Source organism: Winogradskyella sp. 266wxhm (genome assembly GCF_058964685.1).
In genome coordinates, this window is record NZ_CM179559.1 from 2,716,215 (window position 1) to 2,729,181 (window position 12,967).

At 37.4% G+C, this 12,967-nt stretch carries 7 protein-coding genes and 1 tRNA gene; 6 read left to right on the forward strand and 2 right to left on the reverse strand.

Annotated features, from left to right (window positions below; genetic code table 11):
- The first annotated feature begins 129 nt into the window (after positions 1 to 129).
- The 3 genes from AC2H4K_RS12170 (at position 130) to AC2H4K_RS12180 (ending at position 7,827) form a co-directional block, all read left to right on the forward strand.
- A complete protein-coding gene (locus tag AC2H4K_RS12170) occupies positions 130 to 591 on the forward strand; it encodes a hypothetical protein (RefSeq protein ID WP_281141429.1) in 462 nt (153 codons plus the stop codon).
- Entirely contained in the window at positions 588 to 7,280 is a 6,693-nt protein-coding gene (locus AC2H4K_RS12175) for an FIDD domain-containing protein (protein ID WP_493742432.1), read from the forward strand. Before AC2H4K_RS12170 ends, AC2H4K_RS12175 begins: the two co-directional genes overlap by 4 nt.
- An 82-nt stretch (positions 7,281 to 7,362) precedes the next feature.
- Positions 7,363 to 7,827 carry a T9SS type B sorting domain-containing protein gene (locus tag AC2H4K_RS12180; RefSeq protein ID WP_493742433.1) on the forward strand — a complete coding sequence of 155 codons (465 nt, stop codon included), beginning with the start codon at positions 7,363 to 7,365 and terminating at the stop codon, positions 7,825 to 7,827.
- Positions 7,828 to 8,206: 379 nt separating this feature from the next.
- On the opposite strand, the gene AC2H4K_RS12185 is transcribed toward AC2H4K_RS12180, so the two are convergent.
- Positions 8,207 to 9,733 carry an OmpP1/FadL family transporter gene (locus tag AC2H4K_RS12185; RefSeq protein ID WP_281140280.1) on the reverse strand — a complete coding sequence of 509 codons (1,527 nt, stop codon included), beginning with the start codon at positions 9,731 to 9,733 and terminating at the stop codon, positions 8,207 to 8,209.
- Positions 9,734 to 9,763: 30 nt separating this feature from the next.
- Positions 9,764 to 10,798 (reverse strand): hypothetical protein, encoded by a 1,035-nt coding sequence (locus AC2H4K_RS12190; RefSeq protein ID WP_281140279.1) that lies wholly within the window; start codon positions 10,796 to 10,798, stop codon positions 9,764 to 9,766.
- 100 nt (positions 10,799 to 10,898) lie between these two features.
- On the opposite strand from AC2H4K_RS12190, the gene proS reads away from it, so the two are divergent.
- The 3 genes from proS to rpsT all read left to right on the forward strand — a co-directional run bounded on the left by proS (position 10,899) and on the right by rpsT (position 12,835).
- Positions 10,899 to 12,377, forward strand: a complete 1,479-nt coding sequence (gene proS, locus AC2H4K_RS12195) for a proline--tRNA ligase (protein WP_281140278.1) — start codon at positions 10,899 to 10,901, stop codon at positions 12,375 to 12,377.
- Between the two features lie 109 nt (positions 12,378 to 12,486).
- Positions 12,487 to 12,558, forward strand: a tRNA-Glu gene (locus AC2H4K_RS12200).
- Positions 12,559 to 12,583: 25 nt separating this feature from the next.
- Positions 12,584 to 12,835: a 30S ribosomal protein S20 gene (gene rpsT, locus AC2H4K_RS12205; protein ID WP_281140277.1), complete on the forward strand. Its 252-nt coding sequence runs from the start codon at positions 12,584 to 12,586 to the stop codon at positions 12,833 to 12,835.
- Positions 12,836 to 12,967 lie beyond the last annotated feature (132 nt).

A 12,967-nucleotide genomic window follows, 5' to 3' on the forward strand; every position in this document is an offset into this window, starting at 1 on the left:
AGGTAGGAGTTTTTTAATTCTAACTGTTATATAAGTAAAACCGTTAAAATACCAATTAACACTGGTGAATTAACAGTTGTTTCTATAAAATTTTCTTATTTTTCGCAATTCTAAAATTCAGGTTAAGCTATGACAAAATTTTTTACAATTTTAATTTTTTTACTTTTACCCTTTTGTTTGTCTGGGCAGCAAACAGTTAAAAAAATCCCTCTTAAAGTTATTCAATTTGATGATAACGTAGATTTACCTCTAACTATTAAAGAGAGACAACAAATAGATGAAGTTTATGGTGATCAGGCTGAAAAGTATGTTTACAGTAATGCTTTTCGTTTAAAAAACATTAAAGACATTTTAAGAAATAGAGTGGTTATAAAATTAATCACAAAGGAAGCTGATAAAAAGCAGTGTAAAAACTTATCAGAAATTCCGCTATTGAACAGTTTTGTTTCAAACATTGAAAGAGATAAAACTTTCGATCCTAAAAAATTCAATCCTTTGAAATATAATTTTGCATTTAACTCTCAGGGTTCTAGTATTTATCATGTTGATAATACTAATTATTACATCATCATAAAATCTCAATATCAATGAAAAATTTCACAAAAATGAAGTGCTTTTTAGCTTTAATTTCAGTAATGTTTTCATCGGTATTGTTTGCGCAAGATGTTGACATGTTTAACGGAGTAGTCAATCAATGTGGAGGTGTTTTATATGACTCAGGAGGAGAGTTCGGTAATTACGGAAATGACGAAAATATTGTAATGACTATCTGTCCAGAAGATCCAGGTCAAAGAATAGAACTAAATTTCACAGAGTTCAGTACTCAACTTAATACTGATATTATAACTATTTATAACGGTGATACTAACGATCCTGACCTAGCTTTTGGTCAATTTTCTGGTGCACTATCCCCTGGTTTAGTAGTGGCGACAGAGGAAAATACTAGTGGTTGTATTACAATAGAGTTTGTTTCTAATGATTCAGGAAATACTAGTGGTTGGGCAGCAGCTATTTCATGTATTACACCTTGTCAAGTAATTACTTCACAGATAGATGTAGCCACTCCTGCACCAAATAGTGATGGATATATAAGAGTTTGTACTGGAGAAGAGATTACACTTGAAGGAAGTGGCAATTTTGAATTTGATGGTACTGGTGCTATTTATGAATGGGACTTAGGTGATGGTAATACTGTAGAGGGAGAAACTGCTGTGTTTTCTTATTCAGAACCCGGTGTGTATATAGTAAATCTAAATATTAGAGATGCTAATACATCTATTAATCCTGATGGTTGTCCTAATACGAATCTTATAAATCAGGTTATTCAGGTTGCCACAGATCCAGATTTTACAGGAACAGCTGCAGTCGAAAGTGTTATATGTTATGGTGAAAGTACAGATATTACAGGCTATGTAGAGGCTGTTCCTTTTGTTAATGATTGTACACCACCAGTCAGTGGAACAACATTTTTACCTGATGGATCGGGTGCACAATATGAAACCTGTATAACAGTAGATTGTTTTGATTCATCACAAACGTTAACAGATCCTAATCAATTAGTTGAGGTTTGTGTTAATATGGAGCATTCTTATTCTGGTGATTTAGATATATTTATTCAGAGTCCAAATGGGCAAGAAATTAGATTATTCGATCAAGCTGGTGGAGGAACCTATTTTGGTGGTGCAAATGATGATGGTTCTAACACACCAGGTACAGGTGAGACCTATTGTTTTACTATGAGTGCTTCAGTATTATTGGCTAATGCACCGACAGAAATTAATGGAACCAATCCACCAAACAATTCTTGGGTTCCAGGATCTTATTTGCCTTATGAAGATTTTAATGGTTTGGTAGGTAGTCCTTTAAATGGTGATTGGTGTATTAGAATTGTAGATAACTTATCAATAGATAATGGTTATATATTTGAGTGGTTCTTAAACTTTGATCCTAATATTCAACCACCAGAGTTATCATTTACACCTGTTATTACTGATGAAGGATGGTTAGATGACCCAACTATCACAAATACCAGTGGTAGTACAATTACTGTTTCTCCTCCTGATGCAGGTGTTTATACCTACACCTATGCAGCTACTGATGATTTTGGATGTGAGTACTTACAAAGTGTTCAGGTAGAGGTTTTACCAGAAATAATTACTGATGTTCCAAACAATTTATATTTATGTGACCAAGGTGCGCCACCTTACATTTTTGAATTAAGTTCAAATACTTCTGTAGTTACAGCTAATGCAACTAATCCATCAGATTTGGAGGTTACTTATCACAACTCATTAGCTGATGCTGAAAATGATGTAAGTGAAATACCTAATCCAGATAATTACTCGGGAACTGATGGTGAAATTATTTATGTTAGAGTAGAGTACTTGGAATCTGATTGTTATGAGATTCTAACATTTACGCTGAATGTCACAGACCAACCAACGATTAATCCAGTAGCTAATTTGGAGTTATGTGATGACGATAGTAATGATGGGGTAGAGGAGTTTGATTTGAGCTTACAGGACTTGGGTATTTTGGGTGTTCAGCCATCGACTGATTTCAACGTCACCTACCACTTGAGTTTTGCCGATGCGGATGCAGGAACAGGAGTGCTTCCTGATCTCTATACCAATGGAGGTAACCCAGAGCCAATCTACGTAAGAGTAGAGAACGCCAACGACCCAGATTGTTATAATGCGACTGTAAATCCGCTTTTCGAGCTTATAGTGAATCCAAGAGCGATAGCCAACGAGCCAGCAGGTATGGAGTTATGTGACGATATCAGTAACGATGGAGTTGCGGATTTTGACCTTAGCAGTCAAGAGGCAGATATATTGGGAGGTCAAGACCCAGCAATATATACTGTGAGTTTCCACGCGAGCCAGGCAGATGCAGAAGCTAATCAATCGGCATTACCGAGTAACTATACAGGATCAGACCAAGAGACTATCTATGTAAGGGTAGAAGATCCAGCTTATCCAGACTGTTATGGTACTACGAGTTTTGTGCTAACGGTAAATCCATTACCAGAGATAACTGTCGTTCCGCCATTACAAGTGTGTGACGACGACACGGATAACTATGTAAGTTTCCCATTAAGTACTAAGACTGATGAGTTATTGAATGGCCAAACAGGAGTTGAGCTATCCTACCATAGTACACCAGTAGGAGCGGATATGGACACCGACGAGATCTTCGACGGCTATATAGGAACTGACGAGACCATCTATGTGCGTTTAGTCAACACTACAACGAACTGTTACAATGTAGGGGTTTTGAATCTGGAAGTGTTAGAAAACCCGATAGCCAACCCTACGACACCATTAGAGGTCTGTGATGACGATAACGACGGCTTTGCAGAGTTCGATCTAACCTTACGTGACGCCGAAGTGATTGGAGCACAAACAGGAATGGTGGTAAGCTACCATGCCAATCCAGGTGATGCAGAGACAGGTGACGCACCATTACCAAGTAATTTCACCAATACAGATCCAGATGCTCAAGAAATATACGTACGTATAGAAAATGCGACAACAGGCTGTTACGCAACGACAACACTTCAATTGATCGTGAACCCAATACCAACAACGGTAACGGTAACACCATATGAGCTTTGTGACTATGATAATCCAGGAGACGAGATAGAGCTTTTCGACCTACCGACCAAGGACGCCGAGATCCTTAATGGACAAGTAAACGTTACGGTAGCATACTATGAGAGCCAAGCCGATGTAGATGCGGGCAATGCCATAACAGCATTGTATCCTAATAATACAGGCAACCCACAAGAGATTATAGCTGTACTAACCAATACCAATACAGGCTGTACATCCAGTACAACCTTTGACTTGGTGGTAAACCCATTGCCAGCATTGATAGATCCAACACCACTAGAGGTCTGTGACGACGGTACACCAGATGGTATCACAGAGATGGATCTTAGTGTAAAGAATACCGAGATCACAGGTGGTAATCCTAATTATTCGGTAAGCTATTATGAGAACATGGGAGATGCTCAGACACAGACAAACCCATTGCCGACACTTTACACGAATAACAGTAACAACCAAATCATAATCGTGCTTGTAGAGGATACCACAACAGGCTGTTACGATACCACAACAATGGAACTGATTGTGCAACAGGCACCAGAGGCTTTTGACCCAGAACCGTTACGCTATTGTGATCCGGACAACGATGGTTTTGGTGTATTCGATTTGACGACTGTTGACAATGAGATTACAGGAGGAGCATCGGGATTGACGGTAAGCTACCATGAGACTTTGGTCAACGCCGAGAACAACGTAGATGCCATAACAAATACCACGGCCTATAACAATATAGTTGTCAATACTCAGATGCTCTATGCAAGAGTGGAAAGTGCCACGATAGCTACAAACTGTGCCACGATAGTAGCACTTCAACTTATTGTAGAGCCAACACCACAGTTGGTAACACCAACACCATTGGAAGTGTGCGATGATATTTCTGCCGATGGTTTTGCTATCTTCAACTTAACAACGAAGAACGAAGAAATTCTTAATGGGCAAGACCCAGCACAATATATTGTCAGCTATTATGAGAATGAAAACAATGCTGAATTGGGCAACAACCCAATAGGAAATCCTAACGCTTATACTAATACAGAGGCTTTTACTCAGATTCTATGGGTGAGAGTAGAGGACACGTCAACTGTAGAGGGCTGTTATAAGCTTACAACCTTAGAACTTATCGTTAACCCATTGCCAGTACTGGTAACACCATCACCATTAGAGCTTTGTGATGTTAATAATCCAGGAGATGAGCAAGAAGCTTTTATTTTGGAAGAAGCTAATGCAGAAATCCTAAACGGTCAGACTGGTATAACGTTGACCTATTACGAGAATCAAGCAGATGCTGAGAATGAGACAAGCCCGATTACGAGCCCATATGTAAATACTAGTAATGCACAAACCATATTTGTAAGAGCAGAGAATGATGTTACGGGTTGTTATAATACGGTAACGGTAACCTTAAGAGTAAACCCGATCCCTTCCCCAGAACCAGATCCAACACCGATAGAGGTCTGTGACGATGACAATGACGGTTTTGCAGAGTTCGATCTAGAGATCCGTACGGTAGAGATCACCAACGGAGAGGATGATATTGTAATTACCTACCATGAGACCTTGGCAGAAGCGAATCAAGGCAATAATGCAATCACAGGACTTTATACGAATATTGTACCGGACAGTCAGATGATTTATGTGCGTTCAGAGAACACTATAACAGGTTGTTACAGTTTAACACTGAACACTTTGGAACTAATTGTGCTACCAGCACCTGAAGTGCCATTGGATATAGAGCCTTACATTATATGTGATGGTGATGATGACGGTATAGCACAGTTTGACCTGACAACCAAGGATGATGAAATCTTGGGAACACAAGATCCAACGGAAGTTGTACTGACCTATCATACCAGTGCGGCAGATGCAGAAAATGGTAACAATCCTATTATTAATGTAGGTAACTATACAAACACGAGCAATCCACAGACTATTTATGTAAGACTATATAATCCAACCACAGGTTGTCAGGATACGGGCATGTTCGATCTACAAGTAGAACTGCCACCAGTAGCGGTACAGCCAACCCAGTTGAGCCTATGTGATGACTTTGGAGAAGAAGGGGATGAAGTTACGGTATTTGACCTAACGGTAAAAGATTCAGAGATCACAGGCGGCAATGCAAGTTGGTCAGTAAGCTATTACGAGACCTTTACAGATGCCTTGTTACAGGACAATGTTATAGCTGACCCTACACAGTATACCAATACCTCTGTAGGAGGAGCTGTAGCAAACCCACAGACCCTTTACGTTGTTGTAACCGATACGGATACAGGGTGTGTAGACTATACCACTTTAACGATACGCGTATTACCAAACCCAACACCAACACCAAGTGAGGATCTGCCAGATCTAGAGCTATGTGATGATGTAAATACAGGAGACGGAGTAGAAGCTTTTGATCTTACAGAGCGTGAAGACCTGATATTAAACAGTGAAGATGGGGTTACGGCAACTTATTATGAGAGCTATGATGATGCCTTCGCAGCAACAGATGCGATAGCTGATCCAGCAGCATATACGAATATAGAGACACCAGAGCAAGAGATCTATGTAAGAGTGACCAAGGATGCAACAGGTTGTTTTACGATAGTAGACTTTACCATCCGTGTGAACCCATTACCAGAAGTAGTAGCCGTGACGGACTTTATACAATGTGAACTTAATACCGATGGTATTGATAGTTTTGATCTAACGAGTAAGAACGATGAAGTACTGAATGGTCAGGATCCATCACAATTTATAGTGACCTATCACGAAAGTCTGGTAGATGCACAAGATGGTATAAACGCTTTAGTAAGTCCATATACAAATACTAGTAGCCCACAACAGATCTTTGTGACCATTACCAATAATGTAACAGGCTGTTCTATCAGTACACAGAGTTTTTATTTGGAAGTACATGAAGGAGCAGAGGCTAACTCGGATATGGTAGATATAGTGTACGAGGAGTGTGATGACAATATGGAGACCGATGGAGATCCTAGTAATGATAGTGTGCAGTTCGATCTATCTACACAAGATGCTTTTGTACTTGACGGTCAGGATGCAGATAGCTACATTGTAAGCTATTACGCAAGCGCCGCTGATGCAAACTTAAATATCAATCCGTTACCTACGCTTTACGAAAACATCGTAAACCCTCAGATCATTTATGCAAGGGTAGACAACAATACTATGGTAGTAGGTGTTATAAATCTGGATTTAGCGGCACTAACCGAAGCACTAGATTTTGATGGAGATGGAACGCCGGATACTTACGACACTGATAATGATGGTATCTACGACTTAGTGGATATCAATGGTGATGGCATCTCTGATGCTACAGACACTACAGGTGATGGTCTTATCAATGAGATAGATACCAATGGAGATGGTATTGCAGACTTTGTGGACCTCAACAATGATGGAGAGTTCGATAACCAAGAAGATAGTTCAATTTGTTATGCAGTAGCACCGTTGACCCTACAGGTAAACCCGTTACCACTGTTTGATTTAGATGATAGCTATACATTGTGTATCGATACCAATGGAACAGAGATATTAGATCCATTAGTGATAGACACTTACTTGTCGGACACGGAGTATACCTTTGAGTGGAGCTATGAGGGTGCTGTTATTGCAGGTGAAACCGGATCTAGCATGATGCCAGGTCAGAGGAGGTACCTATAGTGTAATAGTAGTTAATATAGCAACAGGCTGTGTTAACAACGATAGTACTATTGTAATAGAAAGTGCACCACCTAGTTTGGAATTGATATCCCAGACACAAGCTTTTGTAGATAATAACGTTATAGAGGTATTGGCAACAGGAATCAGTGAGTACGAGTACAGTATGGACGGAGGACCTTGGCAGGATAGCGGTGTGTTTAGCAATGTGTCACCAGGTGACCATTATGTCACAGCAAGAGACAAGATGGGTTGTGGAACGGCAACAATATTGGTTCCTATAATAGACTATCCAAAGTACTTTACACCAAACGATGATGGTTATAACGATACTTGGAACATTATCAACATTGATAGTAGCGCAAAAATTTATATATTTGACCGCTACGGGAAGTTGATTAAGCAGATCAGTCCTTCGGGATCTGGTTGGGACGGTACCTTTAATGGGAACCTAATGCCGAGTAGCGATTATTGGTTCACCGTGGAATATGTTGAACCAACAACAAACGAACCTAAAGAATTTAAAGCCCATTTTACTTTAAAGAGATAGAGGTAAGAGTATATGCAAAAAAAGCCAGAGTTTTAACTCTGGCTTTTTTATTTATAATGTCCCGTCCTAAAATAAGTTGACTTATTATGAGAGATAAAGCGTAATCAAGGGCTAAACTTATACAAAGTGATTACAACTTAGGTTTTGAACAAGCTGTTGTATTCCAAGTTGAAAAAGACGAACAGAACCTATAAACAAGTTCATCAAGTAATCTATAGAAGCTTATAACAGTAAAAGACCAAAGACCGCATTTGAGCCTTAATGTGAAAACACCTAGTTTGTATATACAATAAAAAAACCTGTGAAACTAGCTTCACAGGTTTTTTTCTATTTTATTAAAAATTGTCAACCTATTTTAGTACTACTCAATAATATTTTTTTAGATATTAAAAGCGAATGTTAAAATGAAATCATTAAACTTTGAAGCTATTTCAGCAGAGTCTGTTAAGCCAACAGTATACAACTGATAGTTAATATCTCTTTGAGAATGACTAAAGGCTAAGTCTAAATTAAAATTACCAAAACTATAACCAAGGCCTAAAGAATACCTATCAAGGTCTCCATAAAATGAATCATCCTTGTAAGGACTTTCTTCAAAACGGTATCCACCTCTAAAACTTAAAGCTTTATAGCGGTATTCACCACCTAATCCGTATGAAATAGAAGAACCTAAAGTATTATTGATTTGATAATTTAAATCTGAAAAATAAAGATCAGAGCTAGGTTTAAATTTTGTATTACTATAATCTTTCAGTGAGTAATCAAAGCTTAATAGACCTTGTTTCCCAAAAACATAAGCTATACTCCCAGTGAGTTTTCCAGGTGTTTTTAGTTTGTATTCCTCATACACATTAATAACATTAGGATTAACAATTTGGGTCATATTTGTACCTCCTTCAATTCTAGTTGTAGCTAGATATTGAGATGTCTCATCCGAAATTCTGTACCAAGTAGGTGAGTTGTATGATATACCAAGTCTTAATTCGTCTGTAAGTTTAGCTATACTTCCAAGTTGAAAAGAAAAACCACTACCTGTTGTAAGTAAATTATTTTCAAAATTTACATTAGTAACAGTAGAGTTAACATTAGAGTTTGACTCCGTGAAATAAGTGCTACGTTCATAATTTATGAAATGAGAATTTAAATTTAATCCAAAGAAAACCTTGTCACCATAACTTGTAGCAAAGTTAAATGCTAATTTACCATTGTAACCTCTAGAGGCATAAGCGTAACTTTGATTAAAATTATTGCCATTGAGGTCAATACTTGAGGAATATGCAGTGTTTTCATCTATATCTTCAGCAGGATTTAGAATGTAGCCTTCGTAACCTAAAAAAGCTTGTTGATTACCATATCCGTAAAAAGCTCCAATTTCATTATAAGCCTCAGATATTGTTTCTCCTGGAAAAGCAGATATTTCATCCAAACGAAGTCCTTGTACATAATCCATAAAATAATTCCCGATAGTGTTTCCTGGGTTTACTCCACTAGCAAACCACTCATCATCAAAGTCAGATGTAGTATCATATGCAACTCCTAAAGTGAATTTTTTCCAAGGTGAATTTATGTCAGTATTGTTAAATACAAATGTAGCACCAAGCTGATTTAAATCTATATTGGTATCTGAGGTAGAATTTGTCCCTCCAAAATAATAGGTATCATTATTGGCATTAAACACACCTAATGATAACGAGGCATGACTATTGTTAAAAATAGCAGAGCCAGCAGGATTGATATTAACGGCAGACATATCACCACCTAGAGCGCCAAAGGCACCTCCCATAGCTTTAAATCTTGCTGTACCTTGAATTTCATCATTTGAATATCTAACAGCATCAGTAATGTCTTGTGCTAAAATTAAGGATGTGCTTAGCAACCCTACGCAGAGCATAAGTGATTTTTTCATAAGTAATTTTTTTAATGTGAAAATTAATTTTTATCCTCTTCCACCCCTTCTGCTACCGCCAGAAGAGCCTCCTCTTGATGATGACCCAGAAGATCTAGAACCGCCTGAAGATCTTACACTGCCTGAAGACCTTGATGAACTTCTTGAAGAAGAAGATCTTACAGAGCCTGAAGATCTAGTACTACCTCCAGATCTCATAGTTGATGATCTAGAAGATCTGCTTGTTGCTGGTCTTGTAATCCTACTCGATCTTGACGTGGAAGAAGAACTTCTTCTCATAGTAGAAGAACTAGATCTTAAACTTCTTGAATTTGAACTTCTAGATAGTCTTGATGAATTTGATAATCTACGAGTAGAATAATCTCTTCTAGATACAGCAGCATTGCTTCTTGTGCTTCTGCTCAAGTTATTGTTGTAAAGTAGTGAGCCTCTTCTTCCTGTACTGTAAGCATATCTATTATAACCTCTGTAATAAGGATTGTTCCAGCCGTAATTGTAAAAGCCACCATAATAGCCCCAATTATTCCAACCATAGCCGTAATAACCTCCATATAACCAAGGGTCATTCCATCCCCAACCATAATTCCAACGCCAGTTATTCCATCCCCAAGGTCTTCCCCAACCCCAAGCATAACTACCGTTCCATAACCAAGGATCATTCCAGCCGTACCATCCGCCATACCAGCCATTGTCAATATAATTGATGGTCACTGAACTATTGTTTTGTCCCCATCCTCCATAAGCAACTCTCTGTTGCGTACTATCTTGTTCAGTGTAGTTACCTTCATAGCCATCAATGTCAGTGAAAATTTCACCATCTTGATTTATAGCGTCAATCTCGGCAGAGTTTTCGGCAAAATAATTTTTATAATAATTAGAATCATTAGTGGAAGTCGTGGCTACTGGTTCTTCTACTTCAGTGTTGTAATTGTATTCTTCACTAGAGTATATACCATCATTGTCGTACCCTGCATATTGAAAGGAACCACATGAAGTTAACACAGCCGTTAGACCAAGTGCAACAAAAAATGGCAATTTTTGATTTAAAAAAGTATTAAATTGCATATCTCATTTATTTTATTGTTGAACATTACAAAAATAGTTAGTTTTGCTGAACTATTTTTTTATTTAACATAAGCACAACATCTGTGCCAAAACACGGTAAATGAGTAAAAATCTTACAAGTAGAGCAGAAGATTATTCCAAATGGTATAATGAATTGGTTGTAAAGGCCGATTTAGCTGAAAATTCGGCTGTTAGAGGATGTATGGTTATTAAACCTTATGGCTATGCTATTTGGGAGAAAATGCAGGCTGAATTAGACCGAATGTTTAAAGAAACAGGTCATCAAAATGCCTATTTTCCATTATTTGTACCAAAAAGTCTTTTTGAAGCTGAAGAAAAGAACGCTGAAGGTTTTGCTAAAGAATGTGCTGTTGTGACACATTACAGGTTACAAAACGATCCTGATAATGAAGGTAAGTTAAGGGTAGATCCAGAGGCTAAACTCGAAGAAGAATTAGTTGTAAGACCAACAAGTGAAGCTATAATTTGGAATACCTATAAAGGTTGGATTCAAAGTTATAGAGACTTACCTATATTAATAAATCAGTGGGCTAATGTTGTTAGATGGGAAATGCGTACGCGTTTATTTTTAAGAACAGCAGAGTTTTTATGGCAAGAAGGACATACTGCTCATGCAACAGAATCTGAAGCGCTACAAGAAGCAGAACAAATGAATAATGTTTACGCGGATTTTGCAGAGAACTTTATGGCAATTCCTGTGATTAAAGGAGTGAAAACAGAAAGCGAACGTTTTGCTGGTGCCGTAGAAACTTACTGTATAGAAGCGCTTATGCAAGATGGAAAAGCTTTACAGGCTGGTACATCACACTTTTTAGGTCAGAATTTTGCTAAAGCGTTTGATGTTAAGTTTACTAATAACGAAGGCAAGTTAGATTATGTTTGGGCAACTTCTTGGGGTGTTTCAACACGATTAATGGGAGCTTTAATCATGACACATAGTGATGATAAAGGTTTAGTACTACCACCAAATCTAGCTCCATTTCAAGTGGTTATTGTTCCTATATATAAGAATGACGAACAATTTGATTTAATTTCAGAAAAAGCAAATTCAATAATAAACGAATTGAAAGCTCTAAACATCAGTTGTAAGTTTGATAATAGAACAACACATAGACCAGGAGCTAAGTTTGCTCAGCATGAATTACAAGGTGTGCCTCTAAGGATTGCTATTGGACCTAAAGATTTAGAAAATGAAACTGTAGAATTAGCAAGACGAGATACACTTACAAAATCTATAGTTGAAATTTCAAATCTTTCAGAGACCATAAAGGATCTTTTATCTCAAATTCAAGATGAATTATTTAATAAAGCTCTAGATTTTAGAAATACACATATTACTGAAGTAGATAGTTTTGAAGATTTCAAGACCGTATTAGAAACTAAGACAGGTTTTATTTCTGCTCATTGGGATGGTACTGCAGAGACGGAACAAAAGATAAAAGAGCTTACTAAAGCAACCATACGTTGTATACCAATGGACAGCAAAATAGAGGAAGGTAACTGTGTTTATAGTGGTAAACCATCTACTAAACGAGTGCTCTTTGCAAAGGCGTATTAAAATTTTTTAAAAAAAAATTAATTTGTTGTTGCAACATTTAAAAATAGTTGTATTTTTGCATCCGCAATGGAAACGTTGTAGGTTCATTTAAATAAATAAGTAACCAAATGGCCCGTTCGTCTATCGGCTAGGACGCCAGGTTTTCATCCTGGTAAGAGGGGTTCGATTCCCCTACGGGCTACAATTTTTAATAAGAAAGAATAAAAATGGCAAATCATAAGTCAGCTTTAAAAAGAATTAGAAGTAACGATAAAAAGCGTGTGTTAAACAGATACCAACACAAGACTACTCGTAACGCTATAAAAAAATTACGTGAGATTACTGATGCTAAAGAAGCTCAGAAAATGTTGCCTTCAGTTATCAGTATGGTTGATAAGTTAGCTAAGAAGAATATTATTCATTCTAACAAAGCAGGTAACTTAAAGTCTCAGTTAACTAAACATGTAGCTGCTTTATAATAGCAATTCTTACTAAGATATTTAGAAAGTCTTTCCTTTTTGGAAAGACTTTTTTTGTTAAGCTATTTTGCTCTTTTAAAAAGCAATATCAATAATAGAAATAAGACTATTCCTGTTATCCAATATACACTA